Annotated in this window: 18 protein-coding genes; 8 read left to right on the top strand and 10 right to left on the bottom strand. The window is 70.7% G+C overall.

The features are described 5' to 3' along the window. Window positions 1-9 precede the first annotated feature (9 nt). Entirely contained in the window at window positions 10-930 is a 921-nt protein-coding gene (locus tag AC07RV_RS14855; RefSeq protein ID WP_093343704.1) for a beta-keto acid cleavage family enzyme, read from the bottom strand. Here AC07RV_RS14855 and AC07RV_RS14850 point away from each other — a divergent pair. Genes AC07RV_RS14850 through AC07RV_RS14840 form a run of 3 tightly spaced genes read left to right on the top strand, consistent with a single transcriptional unit; the run spans window position 902 to window position 2,191 of the window. Continuing rightward, entirely contained in the window at window positions 902-1,090 is a 189-nt protein-coding gene (locus AC07RV_RS14850) for a hypothetical protein (protein WP_143129162.1), read from the top strand. The two genes, AC07RV_RS14855 and AC07RV_RS14850, sit on opposite strands and share 29 nt — an antisense overlap. Then, window positions 1,087-1,467, top strand: coding sequence for a DUF1090 domain-containing protein (locus tag AC07RV_RS14845; protein WP_093343705.1), 381 nt, complete (start codon window positions 1,087-1,089; stop codon window positions 1,465-1,467). Before AC07RV_RS14850 ends, AC07RV_RS14845 begins: the two co-directional genes overlap by 4 nt. A 13-nt stretch (window positions 1,468-1,480) precedes the next feature. Next, a complete protein-coding gene (locus AC07RV_RS14840) occupies window positions 1,481-2,191 on the top strand; it encodes a Crp/Fnr family transcriptional regulator (protein WP_093343707.1) in 711 nt (236 codons plus the stop codon). A gap of 22 nt (window positions 2,192-2,213) precedes the next feature. Here the strand turns inward: AC07RV_RS14840 and AC07RV_RS14835 are convergent, their stop codons facing one another. Then, window positions 2,214-4,016: an NAD(P)/FAD-dependent oxidoreductase gene (locus tag AC07RV_RS14835; protein ID WP_093343708.1), complete on the bottom strand. Its 1,803-nt coding sequence runs from the start codon at window positions 4,014-4,016 to the stop codon at window positions 2,214-2,216. A gap of 371 nt (window positions 4,017-4,387) precedes the next feature. Here AC07RV_RS14835 and AC07RV_RS14830 point away from each other — a divergent pair, with 371 nt between their 5' ends. Next, entirely contained in the window at window positions 4,388-5,734 is a 1,347-nt protein-coding gene (locus AC07RV_RS14830) for a hypothetical protein (RefSeq protein ID WP_143129163.1), read from the top strand. Between the two features lie 49 nt (window positions 5,735-5,783). Here the strand turns inward: AC07RV_RS14830 and AC07RV_RS14825 are convergent, their stop codons facing one another. Next, the gene (locus tag AC07RV_RS14825) at window positions 5,784-6,857 is read right to left on the bottom strand and encodes a GlxA family transcriptional regulator (RefSeq protein ID WP_093343711.1); all 1,074 of its coding nucleotides are present in this window, start codon (window positions 6,855-6,857) and stop codon (window positions 5,784-5,786) included. A gap of 103 nt (window positions 6,858-6,960) precedes the next feature. Between AC07RV_RS14825 and AC07RV_RS14820 the strand changes: the two genes are divergently transcribed. From AC07RV_RS14820 to AC07RV_RS14810, 3 genes are read left to right on the top strand one after another with little or no spacing between them, the layout of a single operon-like run. Continuing rightward, the gene (locus AC07RV_RS14820) at window positions 6,961-7,941 is read left to right on the top strand and encodes a tripartite tricarboxylate transporter substrate binding protein (protein ID WP_296788507.1); all 981 of its coding nucleotides are present in this window, start codon (window positions 6,961-6,963) and stop codon (window positions 7,939-7,941) included. A gap of 22 nt (window positions 7,942-7,963) precedes the next feature. Continuing rightward, on the top strand, window positions 7,964-8,809 hold the full coding sequence (locus AC07RV_RS14815; RefSeq protein ID WP_296788509.1) for an alpha/beta fold hydrolase: 846 nt from the start codon (window positions 7,964-7,966) through the stop codon (window positions 8,807-8,809). A gap of 1 nt (window position 8,810) precedes the next feature. Continuing rightward, a complete protein-coding gene (locus tag AC07RV_RS14810; protein ID WP_296788511.1) occupies window positions 8,811-9,710 on the top strand; it encodes an aminotransferase class IV in 900 nt (299 codons plus the stop codon). A gap of 10 nt (window positions 9,711-9,720) precedes the next feature. Here AC07RV_RS14810 and AC07RV_RS14805 read toward each other — a convergent pair whose 3' ends face one another. Then, complete coding sequence (locus AC07RV_RS14805) at window positions 9,721-11,658, bottom strand: sigma-54-dependent Fis family transcriptional regulator (protein WP_296788513.1); 1,938 nt, start codon at window positions 11,656-11,658, stop codon at window positions 9,721-9,723. Window positions 11,659-11,820: 162 nt separating this feature from the next. Between AC07RV_RS14805 and AC07RV_RS14800 the strand changes: the two genes are divergently transcribed. Beyond that, complete coding sequence (locus tag AC07RV_RS14800) at window positions 11,821-12,279, top strand: hypothetical protein (protein WP_296788515.1); 459 nt, start codon at window positions 11,821-11,823, stop codon at window positions 12,277-12,279. A 9-nt stretch (window positions 12,280-12,288) separates the two neighbouring features. Here the strand turns inward: AC07RV_RS14800 and AC07RV_RS14795 are convergent, their stop codons facing one another. From AC07RV_RS14795 to AC07RV_RS14770, 6 genes are all read right to left on the bottom strand, one after another. Next, entirely contained in the window at window positions 12,289-14,163 is a 1,875-nt protein-coding gene (locus AC07RV_RS14795; protein WP_296788517.1) for a tannase/feruloyl esterase family alpha/beta hydrolase, read from the bottom strand. Window positions 14,164-14,251: 88 nt separating this feature from the next. Next, a complete protein-coding gene (locus tag AC07RV_RS14790) occupies window positions 14,252-15,151 on the bottom strand; it encodes a helix-turn-helix domain-containing protein (protein WP_093343721.1) in 900 nt (299 codons plus the stop codon). 12 nt (window positions 15,152-15,163) lie between these two features. Next, on the bottom strand, window positions 15,164-15,865 hold the full coding sequence (locus AC07RV_RS14785; RefSeq protein ID WP_057595313.1) for an ABC transporter ATP-binding protein: 702 nt from the start codon (window positions 15,863-15,865) through the stop codon (window positions 15,164-15,166). A gap of 85 nt (window positions 15,866-15,950) precedes the next feature. Beyond that, window positions 15,951-16,703: an ABC transporter ATP-binding protein gene (locus AC07RV_RS14780; protein ID WP_093343723.1), complete on the bottom strand. Its 753-nt coding sequence runs from the start codon at window positions 16,701-16,703 to the stop codon at window positions 15,951-15,953. Window positions 16,704-16,711: 8 nt separating this feature from the next. Next, the gene (locus tag AC07RV_RS14775) at window positions 16,712-17,704 is read right to left on the bottom strand and encodes a branched-chain amino acid ABC transporter permease (RefSeq protein ID WP_296788521.1); all 993 of its coding nucleotides are present in this window, start codon (window positions 17,702-17,704) and stop codon (window positions 16,712-16,714) included. 26 nt (window positions 17,705-17,730) lie between these two features. After that, entirely contained in the window at window positions 17,731-18,603 is an 873-nt protein-coding gene (locus AC07RV_RS14770; RefSeq protein ID WP_093343724.1) for a branched-chain amino acid ABC transporter permease, read from the bottom strand. Window positions 18,604-18,754: the final 151 nt, after the last annotated feature.

The following is an 18,754-nucleotide window of genomic DNA, read 5'->3' as shown; positions in this document are numbered from 1 at the left end:
GGTGCCGGTTCAGCCGAGCGCGAACTCGGGCCGCGGCGTGCCCACGCGCGGCAGGCCCATGAGCTGGCGTGCCTCGGCGGGCGTCGCCACTTCCATGTCGAGCTCGCGGATCACGCGCACGATGCGCTCGGTGAGCTGCACGTTGGTGGCCAGCTCGCCCTGGCGGAAGTAGAGGTTGTCCTCGAGGCCGACGCGCGCATGGCCGCCCAGCAGCAGCGCGGCCACGTTGGCCTCGAGCTGCGAGGTGCCGATGCCGCTGACGCCGAAGATGCTGCCCTTGGGCAGCGTGTCGACCATCATCTGCAGGAAGCGTGGCGAGTAGGGCATCGCGTTCTGGAAGTTGCGGTGCACGTTCATCACCAGGTTGATGAAGTAGGGCTCGTCGTCATGGCCCTCGCCGATCAGCGTGGTCGCGTCCTGCAGGATGTGCGTGGGGCTGAACACCTCCCATTCGGGCTTGATGCCGCGCGCCTTCATGCCGGCGGCGAGCTCGCGCCCGCGCGTGATCGGCGTGTCCATCAGGATCTGCCTGCCCTCGAAGCTGAGGTTCAGCGTGGTGGCGTCGAGCGTGCACATCTCGGCGCCCGCGTCCATGCCCTTGATGCGTTCCTCCCACGCGATCTCCCAGCGGTCGCCGGCCAGCGGCTTGACCATGTCGCCGTGCACGCCGCCGCCTGTGGAGTTGTTGAGCACGATGTCGCAGCCGCCCGCGCGGATGCGGCTGTTGATCTCGCGGTAGACCCCGGCGTCGCAGGTCGCGCCATCGTCGGGGCGGCGCGCATGGATCGCCGCCACGCTGGCGCCGGCGTTCCAGCAGCGCAGCACGTCGGCCGCGATCTCGGCAGGCTGGGTGGGGAGGTGGGGGTTCTGGGACTTGTGCGCCATGCCGCCGGTGGGGGCGATGGTCACGATCACTTTGCGCTTCGACATGGCGGGGTTCCTGGAGTCCTTCGTGGAGCGCGCCATTATTTTTGGCGCGGGCAGCGCACTCAGTCATCGCGACGACATTCGGGGGCAGGGTTTACGCGGCGTGCAGGGACTACAGTCGCCCCTGTCGTTCGCATTCATCCACAACAAGGAGCGCTCATGAAACTGTCATCGCTGATCCTCGCGGCCGCCGCGGTCCTCGCATCGGGCCAGGCCTTCGCGCAGGGCGGTCCCGAGGCGGGCTGCGCCGCCAAGCGCGAGGCCATTTCCCGCGACATCGAAGCCGCCAAGGCGCAAGGCCAGGACCACCGCGTGCGCGGCCTCGAGCGCGCGCTGGCCGAGGTGCGCCGCAACTGCAGCGACGCCAGGCTGGCCGCGCGCCACCAGGAGCGCATCCGTGGCGAGGAACGCAAGGTCGCGCAGCGCGAACGCGAGCTGGCCGAGGCACGCCGCAAGGGCGATCGCGACAAGATCGCGCGCCGCGAGGACAAGCTGCGCGAGGCGCAGGCCGAGCTGCAGCGCGTCAAGGACCTGCCCTGAGCCTCGAGAGAAGATGCCCGCTGCCCGGCCTGTTCCTCCCCCCGCCTCGCTGACCCTGGCTCAACTGCTGCAGGGCTCGGCCTGGTTTCCGCAGCTCGGCGTGGCCGCCGGCGAGCGCGTGCTCGAGGAGATGCGCGAGGTCGAGGTGGCGACTGGCGCCGCGCTGTGCCGCTGCGGCGACACCCCGCTGCACTGGTACGGCACCATCGACGGCCTGCTCAAGTGGTGCGTGAGCTCGCCCGACGGGCGCTCGGTCACCCTGGGCGGCCTGTCGACCGGCAGCTGGTTCGGCGAAGGCACGCTGCTGCGCGGCGTGCCGCGCACCGCGGACATCATCGCGCTGCGCCCCAGCCGGGTGGCGCTGATGCCGCTGGAGACCTTCGACTGGCTGCGCGCCACGCACCGCAGCTTCGACGACTTCCTGCTGCGCCAGATCAACGAGCGCATGCACTGGTTCCTCGGCAACTTCGCCGCCCACCACCTGCTGGACACCGACAGCCAGGTCGCGCGCGCGCTCGTCGGCCTGTTCCACGAGTGGCTGCATCCGGGCAGCGATCCGCACCTGGAGGTGTCCCAGGAGGAGATCGCCAACCTCTCGGGCCTGTCGCGCCAGCGCTGCAACGCGGCGTTGCGGCGGCTGGCATCGGCCGGTCTGCTGCGCATCGAGTACGGCGGCATCACCGTGACCGATCTCGACGGCCTGCGCCGCCGCATCGACGGCTGAAAAGTTCCGGGCGCCGCGCGCCTCAGCGCCGGTGGTGCGAGGGCGCGAGTTCGTACACCGGCGTGTCGAGCCCTTCGGCGCGCGCCTTGAGCTGCAGCGCGAGGAACTGCGAGTAGTGGCGCGACTGGTGCAGGTTGCCGCCGTGGATCCAGAGGTTCGGCACCTGCGTCGGCTTCCACATGTTGCGCAGCTCGCCCTCCCACGGGCCGGGATCCTTCGGCGTGTCGGAGCCCAGGCCCCAGCACTTGCCGACCCGGTCGGCGACCTCGGGCGAGATCAGGTCGGCCAGCCAGCCGTTCATCGAGCCGTAGCCGGTGGCATAGACCAGCAGGTCGGCCGGCAGCTCGCTGCCGTCGGTCAGCGTCACCGAGCGTTCGTTCACGCGCTCGATGTTCACGCCGCTCCTGAGCTTCACGCTGCCGTTGGCCACCAGCTCCGAGGCGCCCACATCGATGTAGTAGCCCGAGCCGCGCCGCAGGTACTTCATGAACAGGCCCGAGCCGTCGGCGCCGAAGTCGAGCAGGAAGCCCGCCTTCTCCAGCCGCGCATAAAGGTCGGCATCGCGCTTCTTCATCTCGTCGTAGACCGGGATGTGGAAGGTGTGCATCACCTGGTAGGGCACCGAGGCGAAGATCAGGTCGGCCTTGTGGTGGTCGATGCCGCTCTTCACCGCCTGCTCGGAATACAGGCCGCCGAGCGCCAGTTCCATCAGCGAGTCGGAGGGCGCGATGTGGGTCGACGAGCGCTGGATCATGGTCACGTCGGCGCCGTGCTCCCACAGCGCGGCGCAGATGTCGTGCGCCGAGTTGTTCGAGCCCAGCACCACGCACTTCTTGCCCGCGTAGGCCTCGGGCCCGGGGTGCTTGCTCGAATGGTGCTGGTCGCCCTGGAAGTTCTCGGCGCCCGCGAGCACGGGCACGTTCGGGTAGCCCGACACGCCGAGCGCGAACACCAGCTGCTTCGGCCGCAGCACCACCTCCTTGCCCTCGCGTTCCACGCGCACTTCCCAGCGCTGCGTGGCCTCGTCGAAGCGCGCCTTCTTCGCCGTGGTCGAGCTCCAGTAGTTGAGCTCCATCACCTTGGTGTACATCTCGAGCCAGTCGCCGACCTTGTCCTTGGGCGCGAACACCGGCCAGTCGTCGGGGAAGGGCATGTAGGGCAGGTGGTCGTACCAGACCGGGTCGTGCAGGCACAGCGACTTGTAGCGGTTGCGCCAGGAGTCCCCCGCGCGCGCGTTGCGCTCGATGATGATCGTGGGCACGCCGAGCCGGCGCAGCCGCGCGCCGAGCGCGATCCCGCCCTGGCCGCCGCCCACGATCACCACCTCGGGCTGCTCGGTGTAGCCCAGCTTGCGCGCTTCCTCCTCGCGCTTCTCGAGCCAGCTCTGGCGGCCCTTGTGCACGCCGTGCTCCGCGCCCTTGATGCGGTTCGCGCCGGTCTTCTCCTCGAAGCCCTTGAGCTCGGTCATGGTGGTCAGCAGCGTCCAGGCCTTGCCGCCGCGCAACCGCAGATGGCCGCGGCCGCGCGCCACCCGGGTCTCGAACGTGAACCAGGCCTCGGTCACCCCGTCGGCCTCGCTGGCCTCGCCCTCGAGCGCGAAGTTCGAGGGCTGCGTGTCGGCCAGCCGCGCCGCCAGCATCGCGCGGATCGCGCCCGCGCCTTCCTGCGTGCGGATGTTCCAGGTGAAGGCCACGAGGTCGCGCCAGAAGCCCTCGGCCTCGAACAGCGCGACCGTGGCCTCGACGTCGTTGCGCGCGAGCGCGGCGCCGAAGTCGGCCAGCCAGGTGGCGGCAGCCCGCGTGGGGGCGGCGGTGGATGCGGTCATCGAATGTCTCCGTGTATGAATGGATGAGAACGAACGCTGCGCCGCGGACGGCGCGGGTTGCGTTGCGCAGCTTTCGTGCCGTGGGGTGGCGCACGGTGGATCAAGGACTTGGCGGGGGTTTTGTCGCGGGTGGGGTGCGTTGTCGTGCTCCCGATGCGACGCGGATGAGACGGCGAGACGGCCCCGACGCCTTTGCGAAGTCCCTTCAATCACCCATTGGGAGGAGCGTTGCCGCAGGGCGACGACCACGTTTCATGGTGATGCGAAAGTATTCCGTCGCGGATAGATTTGGCCGCCGTCTGCCGACGAGGTCGGCGGGGCAACGAGTCAATCCAACAGAAAGAGATGAGGAAATGAGGAGCACGACAACAATGGCCCTGTGCGCCACGGCACTGGCGGCGGTCATCGCGGGATGCGGTGGTGGTGGGGGAGGTGGTGGCGGCGGGCTGCCGTTCGCCGTGGTGCCGCAGACGCCCGCCGAGTCGGAAGCCAAGCTGTCCGTCGAGGTCGACGGCAGCGCGGCGAATCCCGACGGTGCGGGCAAGTACCAGGTGGCGCCGGGCCAGCTCGTGACGGTCAAGTCCAGCGATGGCAGCGAGATCACCTGGACCGCGGACAGCCGCGATGGCGCGGCCCAGCGCGTCGAGGTCGATACCTCCGGCTCGCAATGGCTGTCGCGCTTCAAGAACCCCAATGCGACGGGCAGCGCCGAGTTCAAGCTGACGGCCAGCGCATCGGGCAACCGCCGCAAGGAACTGAGCTTCTCGGTCGGCAACGGCGATTACCGCAACGGCCGCTACACCGTGTACGCGGCCAACGGCTCGCGCCAGGTGCTCGCCATCGATTTCGACAAGGCCACCTACACCCTGACCGACACGGCGGGCGATGCGAGCTCGGGCACCCTGACCGCGGGCGCGTCGAGCGACGGCTACTGGAAGGTGCAGAGCAGCCGCAGCAAGAGCAGCGTCCTCGCGCTGCGCGGCCTCGGCGACAACATCGTCGGCTCGCTTCCGTTCGCGGTGGGCTACAAGTCGCCGACCACCTACGAACCGTTCCCCTTCATCGCGTCGCGCGCGCTGGTCCTTCAGCAGGGCAAGCTCGACGGCACCTACGACCGCGGCCGCATCGACTACTCGGCCACGGGCAAGGAGTCGACGATCACGCAGATCCAGGTCTCGGGCGGCGGCAAGGTGATGAAGCAGTGCCTCAGCCTGACCGTCTACAAGATCGAACGCTGCCCGAGCGCCGACGTGTCCGTCAGCAACATCGAGCCCGACCCGCAGCAGCCCGGGCTGTGGATGATGAAGAGCGCCGTCGACGGCAGCCTGTTCGGCCGCTTCGCGCTCGCCGACTTCGGCGGCGAAACCGTGTACCTGAGCGCGGGTCCGTCGACCTACAACTCCCAGGTGCTGGCGGTGGGCGTGCCGGCCGCACTGGACTACGCCGACTTCAGCAGCAGGGGCTGGTCGGCCGACGGCTCGACCGACGTCGCCGTGGCGGCCGGCTCGAAGTACACGCTGTCGACCTCGATCGGCGCCATCACCACGCAGGCCGATCTCACCCTGGCGCCCCAACCTTCCTACGGTCCGCTGGGCATGCGCTCGGCGACGCAGGGCGGGGATGCCTACGTCGCAATGCGTTCGAAGCGGCTCGAGCTGCTGATCGGCGAGCGCGGCACGGCGAAAGCTGGCTTCCTGCACCTGGGCCTGGTCGACTGATCGCGTCCACTCCGCGACAAGCCCGCGCCCGCCAGGGTGCGGGCTTTTTTCATGGGCGGGCCGCCGGCTTTCCCTTGCCCGGCGCCAGCACGTCGTCGAAAGCCTGCAACTGCCACACCGCGCGCGGCGTGCGCACCGTGTAGCGCTCGCGGTATTCCGACGGGCTCATGCCGGCGATGCGCTTGAAGGTGCGGCGGAAGGTCGAGACGTCCGCGTAGCCCGAGGCGTCGGCGATCTCGTGCATCGAGCGCCAGGTGGCCTCGAGCCACATGCGCGCGCGCTTCACGCGCAGCTCGTGCAGGAACTGGATCGGCGAACGCTCGATGTGGCGCGCGAACAGCCGCACCAGCGTGCGTTCGCTGACCGCCGCGGCCGAGGCCATCTCGGCCACCGTCAGCGGCCGGCCCGCGTTGGCCTCGATGAAGGCGATGGCGCGGTGCAGCGGCGCATCGCGCGAGGTGCCCACCACCTGCTCGGGGATGTCGAGCACCAGGTGCTGGCGTTCGGGGTTGGCGAGGAACTTGTCGCGGCAGGCCGCGGCGAGGTCCGACAGGCCGACGCCGTCGAGCAGCTTGAGCACCATCGCATGCATCAGGTCGGGCGTGGCCGCCAGCACCATGTGCGGGCCGAGCGTCAACGGGGTCTCGCTGTGGATCGGCGTGTCGGGGAAGTCGTGCGCGAAGCCCGACTGGTAGAGCCACGACAGCGGCACCGGCTGGTGCGCGAGCAGTCCCGCGCGCCCGGCCAGCCACAGGCCGGTGCCGCAGGCACCGATCCAGTCGCCGGCCGCGTGGCGGCTCGCGAGCTGCGCGCAGAGCGCGGCGTTCTGCGCCACCAGCCGGCGCAGGCCGGGAATGGTCACCATCATCAGCGGCGGCACCACCGCGAGCGCGGTGGCGGGCGCGCGGCGCGAGCGCTTCGCCTCCTCGTCCGACTGGAACGCGAGGCGCCGCATCGCATGCGGTCCGCCGTCGGGCCCGAGCAGCCGCCAGGCCACCGGCGCGTCGATGCGCCGCCCCGCGCGCGCACGCGCCAGCGAGTTCACTTCGCGCAGGATGTCGATGGCACCGAAGACGCTGCCGGGCAGGCCGCCATGTGGCAGGTAGAGGTCGAAGCGGATCATGGGCTTGGCGGATTGTGTACCCCGAGTGGCTGAAAAGGTCCTGTGCCGCGCGGGACCGCGTTTGTAGCATCCGCTCCCACGTCAACCACAGCCGGAGTTCGAGATGAGCCTCACATGGATCGCGCGCCGCCTGGCCATCGGCCTCGCGGTGCTTCCCCTGGTCGCGGGTGCGCAGGCCTGGCCCGCCAGGCCGGTGAACTGGGTCGTGCCCTATCCCGCGGGCGGCCCGGCCGACGTGATCGCCCGCGCCATCGCGCCGCGCATGGCACGCGAGCTGGGCCAGCCGGTGCTGGTGGAGAACCTCGGCGGCGTGGGCGGCGCGCTGGCCGCGCAGAAGGTGCTGAACGCGCCGGCCGACGGCTACACGGTGCTGCAGGGCTCGCCCAACGAAGTCATCCTCGCGCCGCTCGCACGCGCCGCGGTGAAGCTCAGGCTCGAGGACTTCGTGCTGGTCTCGCCGGCCACCAACAACCCGCTGGTGCTGCTGACGCGCAAGGCACTCGCGGCCGACGACCTCGAGGCCTTCGCGGCGCTCGCGCGCTCTTCCGCCGCGCAGCCGCTGACCTACGGCAGCGTGGGCGTGGGCTCGATGTTCCATCTCGCGGCCGAGGACCTGGCCGCGCGCATGGATGCGAAGGTCATGCACGTGCCCTACAGCGGCGGTGCGCCGCTGATCCAGGACCTGGGCGGCGCCAACCTCGACTTCGCGCTGATGCCCTTCACCACCGGCTACCTGGGGCTGGCCGAGACCGGCCGGCTCAAGATCCTCGCGGTCGCCTCGAAGCAGCGCCTCGCGCAGATGAAGAGCGTGCCGACCTTCGCGGAAAGCCGCGTCGCCGCCGACTACGAGGCCGGTGCCTGGGCCGGGCCGATGGTGCGCAAGGGCACGCCCGAGGCCGTGGTCGAGCGCCTGCACAAGGCGCTGCAGGCGAGCCTGGCCGACCCGCAGGTGCGCACGACCCTCGAGGCCTCGGGCTCGCAGGTGTCCGAGCGCATGAGCCTGGCCGAGGCCGCGCGCTTCCTGGCCGCCGAGGCCGAGCGCTACCGCACGCTCGCGCGCCGCATCGGCGTGCGGCCCGAATGAGCGCCGCGCGAGGAGCATTGGCATGAGCTTTGTGCATTCCGGCGGCGTCGACATCTATTACGAGCGCACGGGCCAGGGGCCGGCGCTGCTGTTCTGCCACGGCGCGGGATCGAATGCCGCGACCTGGTGGCAGCAGATTCCCACGTTCTCGCAGCGCTTCACCTGCATCGCGTTCGACGCGCGCTGCTTCGGCCGTTCGCTCGCGCCGCTCGAGGCCTTCGGGCACGAGGCGCTGGTGGCCGACGCGCTCGCGGTGCTCGATGCCGAGGGCATCGACAGCGCCGCGCTGGTGTGCCAGTCGCTCGGCGGCATGACCGGCGCGCGGCTCGCGCTGCGCCATCCCGAGCGGGTGTGGGCCTTCGCCTGCTGCGACTCGCCGCTGGCGATCGACCATCCGCGGATGCTGGCCAACGTCGCGGCCTTTCTCGGCGAGGTGGTGGCGACCGAGCTCGAGGACCGCGCGCTGAGCCCGGCCTTCTTGCGCGAGCGGCCCGCGATGGCCTGGCTGTACCGACAAATCAACCAGTTCAATCCCGCGGTGCATGGGGCCGCGGCCGGCCACGGCGGCCCGGGATGGGGCGAGCGCCTCGCAGCGCTGTTCGCGCCGGAGCAGTTGCTCGCGCTCGACGACCTGCAACGCCTGCGCCGCCCGACGCTGTTCGTGGTCGGTGCCGAGGACCGCGTGGTCACGCCCGCGGTGGTGCGCGACATCGCGCGCCAGGTCGAGGGCAGCCGCGTGGTCGAGATCGCGGCCGCGGGGCATTCGCCGTACTTCGAACAGGCGCAGAACTTCAACGCCGCGGTGCTGGCCTTTCTCGTCGATGCCTGGGCCGGCGCGCGCCATGGTTTTCCAACTGCAGGAGCTTGAGATGCGATTCGAGAACGCTTCCTTCCTCGGGCGTCGCGCGCTACTCGCCGTGGGCCTGTCGGCCGTCGGCGGCGTCAGCGCGGCCGATGTGCCCACACCCGCACCGGCCGTGGGCCGCATCGACGGCGAGCCGCCCTCGGTCGGCGACCTGCGCGCGATGGCGCTCGCCAACTACGGGCACTTCAGCACCATGCGCATCCGCCGGCGCAGCGTGCAGGGGCTGGACTTCCAGCTGGCCCGGCTGGACCGCAGCACGCGGCTCTTGTTCGGCAGCGAACTCGAGGGCGAGCGGGTACGCCGGCTGGTGCGCGAGGCCGTGCCCGACGACGACCGGACCTGGCTGGTGCGCATCAACGTCTTCCCGCGCGTGGCGGGCTTCGCCGACCTCACCCGCCCGATGCCCGCCGGCGTGTTCGTCACCCAGTCGCCGCTCGCGGCCGAGGCGCCGCCGCCGCGCGCCGTGCGCTCGGTGCAGCACGAGCGCGTGCTGCCCGAGGTCAAGCATGTCGGCACTTTCGGCCTGTTCCACCACCGCAAGCTCGCGCAGGCGGCGGGTTTCGACGACGCGCTGTTCCTCGACGCGCGGCGCAGCATCTCGGAGGGAAGCACGTGGAACGTCGGCTTCTACGACGGGTGCCGCGTGGTGCTGCCGACCGCGCCCGCGCTGCCCGGCGGTGCCATCCACCTGCTGCGGCTGGGCATGCGTTCGCACGGCATTCCCTTCGTCGAGCGCGACATCCGCATCGACGAGATCAAGGATTTCGAGCTGGCTTTCTGGACCAACGTGCCCGACACCGTGCGGCCGCTGCGGCGCATCGATGCGACCGAGTTCTCGGTGACGCATCCGCTGCACGAGCGACTGAAGGCCTGCTACGAATCGAACGAGTGGACCGTGCTGTAGCGGTGTGCGATCAGCCGCGCCGGGGCGCGACGATGCCGAGCCGCTTCATGTGCCGGTACACGGTGGCGCGGCTCAGGCCCAGCGCATCGGCGGCCTGCGCGACGCGCCAGCGGTGCTGGCGCAGCGCCGCGAGCAGCCGCTCCGATTCGGCGGCCGTGTCCTCGGGCGCGTCGACCACGGCCGCCGCGGGCATCGCCACCGCAACACGCTCCGGCAACCGCAGGTCCTCCATCCTCACTTCGCGCCCCGTGCACAACGCCAGCGCGAGCCGCAGCACGTTGCGCAGCTCGCGCAGGTTGCCGGGCCAGCGGTGCGCCATCAGCGCCTCGATCGCCTCGGCCGACAGCCGTGCATTCGAATCCATCGCCGCGGCCTCCTCGGCGAACAGGCGATCGATCAGGTGGCGCCGATCACCGCGCTCGCGCAGCGGCGGCAGCTTCAGCACGGCGCCGCACAGGCGGTAGTAGAGGTCCTCGCGGAAGCGGCCTGCCGCGACGAGTTCACTCAGGCCCCGGTGCGTGGCGGCCACCACCGCGAGGTCCACGCGCTGCGGCGCGTCGCCGCCCAGTGGCAGGACCTCGCCTTCGGACAGCACGCGCAGCAGCCGCGTCTGCAGGGCCATCGGCATGTCGCCGATCTCGTCGAGGAACAGCGTGCCGCGGTCGGCCTGCGCGATCAGGCCCTTCATGCCCTTGCTGCGGCCGCCGGTGAAGGTGCCGGGCAGATAGCCGAACAGCTCGCTCTCGATCAGCGAATCGGGAATGGCCGCGCAGTTCACGGCCACGAAGGGCAGGGCCGCGCGGCGGCTCGCGCCGTGCAGTGCGCGCGCCAGCACCTCCTTGCCGCTGCCGGTCTCGCCCTCGATCAGCACGTGGATGCCGCGGTCGACCAGCCGGCGCGCCTGCGCGAGCAGCGACTGCATCGCGGGATCGTCGCCCGCGATGCCCTCGAGCGGTGGCAACCGGTCGGCGCCATGGAGAGGCTTGCGCTCGGCGGGCGGCACCGGCGCGGCCGTGCGGCGCGCCACGCGCGGCGCGAGCAGTGAGGCGTGGTACTCGCCGCCGTCCGGCAGCAGCACGGTGTGGGCGAAGGGCATGGCCGATGCGCTGGCACCCAGGCGCCAGATCGCATCGAGCGGCATGCGCAGCAGCTCGGCCACGCCGGTGCCGACCGGATGGGCCGCGAACAGCCGTCGCGCGCTGCTGTTCGCGCCGACCACCGTGCCCGCCTCGTCGAGCGCGAGCATCAGTTCGCCGGCGACGTCGACCAGGCCGAAGGCACTGCCCAGCCGCAGCACCCAGTGGCCGCGGAAGTGGCGCAGGAAATCGGCGTCCTCGATCATGCGTGCGTAGATCGCGACCAGGTGCCGCACCAGGTGCTGGCTCTCCTTGGCCTCGGGCGAATGCAGCGCCGACACGTCGAGCACCGCCGTGAGCCGCCCGCCATGGTCGAACAGCGGCGCGGTGGTGCAGGTCAGCGCGATGTGGGTGGCGTCGAAGTGCTCGGTCTGGTGGCAGGTCATCGGTGCCTGCTCGACCAGGCAGGTGCCCACGCCGCAGGTGCCCGCATGCGCCTCGTTCCAGTCGGCGCCGAGGTAGAGGCCGGCCTTGCGCAGCTGGTCGTCCCAGGCCGGGTTGCCGATGTAGTCGACCGTGATGCCTTCGGCATCGGTCAGCAGCACCATGTAGCCGAGGTCGGCCACGCGGCGGTAGATGTCCTCCATGCCCGCGCGCGCGGTGCACAGGAAGTGTTCGAGCTGCTGCTGGTGCGCGCGCACCTCGTGCGCCGGCAGGATGCGCGCGGGCGTGGGCCGCGAGGGATCGAGGCCATGGTCGCGCACGCAGCGCGCCCACGACTTGTGGACCAGGCTGGTCGCCGGATCGGCCAGCGCGGTGCCGGTGGCGATCGAATAGACGTTGTCGATGTGGCGCGATTGCAGGGAAGGCATGCTCGACCTCGCGATGGCGGGCGGCCGCCGGAAGATCGGGGCGCGGCCGCGCAGCCGGACATCATTCGGCTGTCGCGCTGTCGCAGCACAGAGGTGAAACCCGGTGCGCCCCCGGACTTTCACCGGGACGCGCTACGCTTCGTTTCCACCGGAGACCGATGCATGCACACCTTCCAGCTCTTCGCCGACTACTTTCAGTTCTACATCCAGGACGAATCCGCCGAAGGCGATCTTTCCGATGCATGGAGCGACGAGGCCGTGGAGCGCATGCTCGCGACCGCGCCCGGCGTGGTCGGCATCGGCACGGTACGCAACATGAACGTGCCGGTCACGCTCGAGATCCTCGAGGCCGCGCCGCCGCTCGCTGCCGATGCCTGGGAGCACATCGTCGAGTGCACGCTCGCGACGGCGAGCGGGCGCCTCGCGATCGCGGGTTGCACCGACTACTTTCCGGATGCGGCGCGCATGGCGATCACGCCGGGCACCTACCGCGTGCGCGCCTGCTACGCGGGGCTCGCGACGCTGTCCGAGGACGGGCTCGAGGGCGAGGACCGCTACCACCTCGCGCTGTGGCCGGCGCCGGCCATCGAGCCCACGGTCGTCAAGCAGCGCGCGGCTTGAGCGCACGGCTCAGCGGCAGGCGAAGCTCTCCGCCTTCGACGTGTCCCCGCCCAGGTACGCGATCTTCTTCGGATAGGTGCACAGCGGCCGCGCGAGCGACTTGTCGCCGTTGCGCAGCACGAGGTTCTCGGGCGGGATGCCCTTCTCGACCCAGTCGGTGAGCGCGGTGAACAGCTGGTTCGGCGCGGGCAGCGGCGGGTTGGCCGCGGGGCTGGTGCCGGGCAGGCCGTCGACCGAGCCCACGCCCATGCAATGGCCCATCGCGGGGATCTCGAGGTAGCGGTAGAACTTCTGCAGCGCATCGATGCCGCCCATCGCGCCGGCCGCGCGCTCGTAGTAGTGGGCGGTGCCCGAGTTCGGGATCACCTGGTCGGCCAGGCCGTGGTAGGTCAGCATCTTGGCGCCGCGGTCGCGGAAGCGCGCGAGGTCGGGGTTGTAGGCGTTGATGTTCGCGAACGCACCCTGCAGCGCCTTGCCGCGGTCGCTGGCGTTGGCGAGCTGCGCGTAGCCCAGGCCCTTCCATCGGTCGGCGCCGTTGCCGGTGGCGTTGATGAAATCGGGCGTGGCGATCGTCGGGTCCTGCAGGTTCAGCGCGACCTGGTGCACGGCGATCGGGAAGGGCGCGGGCACGCCGCCGGCCGAGCCGGCCAGGCCCGAGAGCGCGGTGCCGCGCGTGGGGCCGTACCAGAGCTGGTTCGACGCCAGCGTGGGGCCGTAGCCGATGTCGCCCGCGGCCGCGGGGACGCTGCCGTCGCGGGTCTGGCCGTACCAGATCTTGTTGACGGCCTGCGCCTGCGCGGTGCTCAGGCAGGCCGCGGTGGCATTGCTGCCGCCGCTCGCGGTGCACAGCACGGCCTTGTCCTGCACCGGGTCGTAGCGGCAGGCGGCCGGGTCGCTGATGAAGCCCTCGTGCTTGCCGGTGAGCTGGCTGTCGCAGGCGCTGACCGCGGCCGAGGACACCAGCGTGGCCTGCTCGGGCGTGAGCGGCGTGCCGCCGAGGTCGCGTTGCATCACGACCTGCGGATAGAGCTCGGCCGTGATGAAGGTGCTCCAGTTGATCGCGCTGTTGCCCGCGAGGATGCCGTCGAAGTCGTCGGGATTGACCTGCGCCTGCATGTGGCCCTGGCGCCCGCCGGTGGAGCAGCCGTCCCAGTACGAGTACTTCGGCGCATCGCCGTAGAAGCCGGCCGCGAGCGCCTTGGCCTTGACCGCCATCTCGTGGATGCCGCGGCTCGCGAAGTCGGTCCATAGCGCGGTGTTGACGGTGCCGTCGGAGTTCATCGCGAAGGCGCCGTCGGTGCCGGCCACGGGGCTCGACGAGGCATGGCCGGTGTCGGTGATGGCGCTGACCGAGCCCTCGGTGCCGGCCACGCGCGAGGGCGAATCGATGCCGCCGGCGTTGCCGATGCGGTCGAGCGCGCTGATCGAGGGTTCGCCCGCGAAGCCGCCGCCGCCGAGCACGCGCACGCGCTGGTTCCACGCGGCCTTGGCGGGCAGCCAGACCTCGATGCCGATGCCCGGCGAGGTCGAGGGCGCGCCCGCGGGACCGGCGTGGCCCGGCCCGACGTTGAGCTTGACCATGCACAGGTCGCTGGCCGCGAGCGTGCCGGTGGCCTTGCCGTCGAGGTTGAGGTCGTCGCCCTTCCTGAACTGCTTCACCAGCCGCACGGTGGTGTTCGCATCGGGCTTGAACGCGGTCTTGAGGCTGTCGTCGCACGTCAGCGCGACCGGTGCGGCGGGTGGCGGCGCGGCCGGCACGATCGGCAGCACGGTGCCCGACGAGCCGCTGCCGCCGCAGGCCGAGAGCGCGGCGGCCGCGGCGAGGCACAGCAGGGCGATGGAGGGTGGAACGGAACGGGTGTGGGATCTGTTGTGGTGGCGCATCTTCTGTCTCCTGTGTTGGCAGACATCGAATGTGCCGAGCGTGCCTCGCACGGTCTATCGACATGCGATCAGCGCTTGCAGGATTCCCTCAACCGGCCCTCGGACTTACCCGCGATGCACGCGTGCGCGCGGGCGTGCTGCCCACGAGCTGGCGGAACACCTGCGTGAAATGCGCCTGGCTCGAGAAGCCGACCGCGTGCGCGATCTCGGCCAGCGCGAGCGGGCCGTCGAGCAGCGCGAGTGCCTGTCGCACGCGCTGCTCCATCACGTAGCGGTAGGGCGTGGCGCCGGTGCTGGCGCGGAACAGCCGCGTGAAGTGCACCGCGCTCATCTGCAGCTCGGCTGCGAGCGTGTCGATGCCGAAGTCCTCGGCCAGGTGCGCCATCACCCAGTCGTAGACGCGGCGCAGGTCGGCCTGCGAGAGCCGGCCGCGCGGTCGCTGCGTGCTGCGCGCGCAGCCATAGCGGCCCTGCAGGTAGCTCGCGAGCGCCATCGACAGCCCCTGCGCATGCAGCCGGCCCGAGCTGCAGCCGCGCTCGATCTCGTCGCGCATGGCGGTGGCCAGCAGCTGCAAGGTGGCGTCGGTGGTCGACAGCTGGGTCTGCAGGTGCAGCTCGCCGTCGCTCTCGGGCATGAGGCTGCGCAGCGCCTCGGGGCGGATCTCGATCGCGATCATCTCCTCGAGGCAGCCGGTCCAGCTCGCGCGGTCGACCTCGTAGCCCCGCTCGAAGATGCTCATGCTGCCCGCGCGCGTCTCGATGCGGTGCGAACGCCGGCCCTGCGTCATGACGCCGCTCAGATGGCCGCGCACGCACAGTCCGATCAGCGGATGCGGGTTGTAGCAGGCCGGGTTCTCGCCGTCCCCGATCATCGCGCGCACCTCGAAGGCGAAGCCCTGCCACGGCGTGGCGCCCGCGTTCAGCAGCAGCCGGCCGTCCATGCGCAACGGCTTGCCCGTGGTGTCGAGCAGGCTGATCTCGCGCGTCATGGCGGTGGGCCTTCAGACCCCGAGCAGCGCCTCCAGCGCCTGCGGCTGCGCGAGCAGCGCGCCCGAGGCGCCCTGGCGCACGATCTGGCCCTTTTCCATCACCACCGCGAGCTCGGTGTGGGCCAGCACCTTGCGGTAGTCGCGGTCCACGATCAGGGTGGCGATGCCGGTCTGGCGGATCTGCTCGATCACGCGCCAGATCTCGGCCACGATCAGCGGCGCGAGGCCCTCGGTGGCCTCGTCGAGGATCAGCAGGCGCGGGTTGGTCATCAGCGCGCGGCCGATCGACAGCATCTGCTGCTCGCCGCCCGAGAGCTGCTGGCCGCCGTGCGACAGCCGCTCGGCCAGCCGCGGGAAGGTGGCCATCACGCGCTCGAAGGTCCAGGCGCGCTGGCCGTCGATGCCCGCGCGCTCGCTCATCACGAGGTTCTCGCGCACCGAGAGGTTGGGGAAGATGCCGCGGCCCTCGGGCACGTAGCCGATGCCCAGGCGCGCCATCTTCTCGGGCGGCAGGCCCGTGACCGTGCGGCCGTCGACCTGCACCTCGCCCGAGGCGGGGCGCACGTAGCCCATGATCGTGCGGATCAGCGTGGTCTTGCCCATGCCGTTGCGCCCCAGCAGGCCGACCGAGGTCGCGGCCGGGATCTCGGCATGCACGCCGCGCAGGATGTGGCTGTTGCCGTAGTAGGTGTTGAGGTCCTTGACGTTGAGCATCAGAGGCCTCCCACCGGGCCGCCCCAAGGCAGGCCTGCGCCCCCCCGGGGGGCAGCGATGACACGAAGTGCAGAGCGTGGGGGCATCAGTGTTCCTCGCCGAGGTAGGCGGTGCGGACTTCGGGGTTCTCGCGGATCGCGTCGGGGCTGCCGGTGGCGATCACCGTGCCGTTGACCATCACCGTGATGCGGTCGGCCACGCGGAACACCGCGTCCATGTCGTGCTCCACCAGCAGGATGGCGTGCGTGGCCTTGAGCTGCGCGAGCAGGTTCAGCATGCGGTCGGTCTCCTCCGCGCCCATGCCGGCCAGCGGCTCGTCGAGCAGCAGCACGCGCGGATGCGTGGCCAGGCACATCGCCACCTCGAGCTGGCGCTGCGCGCCGTGGCTCAGCGTGCCGGCGATGCGGTGCGCTTCGGCGGCGAGGCCCGCGGCCTCGAGCGCCGCGTCGGCCGAGGCCGAGCTCGCGGCACAGCCGCGCGACGGCTGCCAGATCGCCCAGGGTCGCGGCGTGGCCGCCTGCGCCGCGAGGCGGCAGTTCTCGTGCACGCTGAACTCCGGGAAGATGGTGGTGCGCTGGTAGCTGCGGCCCACGCCCGCGAGCGCGCGGCGGAACTGCGCGCGCGTCGTGATGTCCTCGCCGTCGAGGCGGATGCGGCCGGCCGAGGCCTCGATCTCGCCCGAGAGCATGTTGATCAGGGTCGACTTGCCCGCGCCGTTGGTGCCGATCACCGCATGCACCTCGCCCACGTGCAGGTCGAGCGTGACCGCGTTGACCGCGACCAGGCCGCCGAATCGGCGGGTGAGGCCCTCGACTGACAGCAGCACCGAATCGTTCATGCGTGCGTTCATGCCCCGCTCCTCGGCGACAGCCGCTGCACCAGCCCGATCAGGCCCTTGGGCAGCAGCGCCACGAACACGATGATGGTCAGCCCCAGCGTGAGCTGCCAGTGGTCGGCCAGCGGCCCGAGCAGCGCGTGGGTCGAGAAGATCTCCTTGAGCAGCGTGAAGGCGATGGCGCCGATCACCGCGCCGCGCAGGTGGCCCAGGCCGCCGAGGATCACCATCAGCAGCACCTCGCCCGAGTTGTGCCAGGCCATCAGCTCGGGGTTGACCACGCCGTCGCGCGAGGCCAGCAGGAAGCCTGCGAGGCCGGCCAGCGCGCCGGCCAGCACGAAGGCCGCGAGCTTGTAGGCGTAGGTGGGGAAGCCCGCCGCGCGCATGCGCTGCTCGTTGACGCGGATGCCCGCGAGCGCCGCGCCGAAGCGCGAGCGGCGCAGCAGCGCGAGCAGCGCGTAGGTGAACACCAGTGCCGCCAGCACCACGTAGAACAGCACCGTGCGGTTCTCGAGGTCGAGCGCGCCGAGGGCCGGGCGCACGTAGAGGTAGATGCCGTCGCTGCCGCCGCCGACCTTGGTGTCGTGGAACACGAAGAAGGCCATCTGCGCGAAGGCCAGCGTCACCATGATGAAGTACACGCCGCGCGTGCGCAGGCTCAGCGCGCCGACGAACAGGGCGTAGAGCCCGGCCGCGCCCATGGCCGCGGGCAGCAGCAGCGCGAAGTTGCCGCCCTCGGCGCCCGAGGCGAGCACCGTGACGTAGGCGCCGATGCCGTAGAAGGCCGCGTGGCCCAGGCTCACGAGGCCGGTCATGCCGACCAGCAGCTCGAGGCTCAGCGCGAAGATCGACAGGATCATCACCTTGACGATGAAGTCCGAGGCGTAGTTGCCCAGCAGCGGGCCGGCGATGCCGATGGCCAGCGCGCAGGCCAGCGGCAGCGCTGCGCCGCCGAACGAGCCGGCGTCCCGGGCGAGTGAAGAAGAGGGCGTGGAGGCAATCATGCGCGTGGAGGTCCTGGGGATCGAACTCATGGACGCCGTCCCATCAGCCCCTCGGGCTTCCAGATCAGCACGATCGCCATCAGCAGGTAGATGCCGATGCCGCTCAAGTCGGCGAAGAACACCTTGCCGAAGGTGTCGACGAAGCCCACCAGCAGCGAGGCGACGAGCGCGCCGGTGATCGAGCCGATGCCGCCGATCACCACCAGCACGAAGCAGATGATCAGCACGCTCGCACCCATGTTCGGATAGACCGAGGACATCGGCGCGGCGATCATGCCGGCCAGCGCCGCGAGCGCCACGCCGGCGGCGAAGACGATGCGGTAGAGCCGCTTCACGTCGATGCCCAGGCCGCGCACCATGTCGCGGTTGCTCGCGCCGGCGCGGATCATCATGCCCAGGCGCGTGCGGTTGACCACCCAGTACAGCGCCAGCGCCAGCACGATGCAGGCGGCCGAGGCGAACAGGCGGTACCAGGGATAGCTCATCACGCTGCCCAGCGCGAAGCTGCCGTCGAGCCAGGCCGGCACCTTCACGCCGTGCACGTCGTTGCCCACCAGGATCGAGCGCAGTTCCTCGAACACCAGGATCAGGCCGTAGGTCATGAGCACCTGCTGCAGGTGGTCGCGCTGGTAGAGGTAGCTGAAGAAGGCCCACTCGAGCAGGTAGCCGAAGATGGCGGCGAGCACCACGCCGGCCACCAGCATCAGCAGGAACTGGTCGCCGAACAGTGGCGCCAGCGAGAACGCCATGTAGGCGCCGATCATGTAGAAGCTGCCGTGCGCGAGGTTGATCACGCCCATGATCCCGAAGATCAGCGTCAGGCCCGAGGCGACGAGAAAGAGCAGCAGTCCGTACTGAACCGAGTTCAGGCACTGGACGAGGAAGGTGCCGAAGTCCACGGGTGGGGTCTCACTGAAGAGGCTGGCAAGAATCGGAGCCGGATGCCGCTCCAGCCGTTCGGCCTGAGCTTGTCGAAGGCGGGGCGCGCGGCTTGCGCGGCGGCTTCGACAGGCTCAGCCCGAACGGGCAGGGGCGGGCCGGGACGAAATA

This window comes from Variovorax sp. GW821-FHT09B01 (genome assembly GCF_059418345.1).
This window is presented reverse-complemented; position numbering and strand designations above follow the sequence as displayed.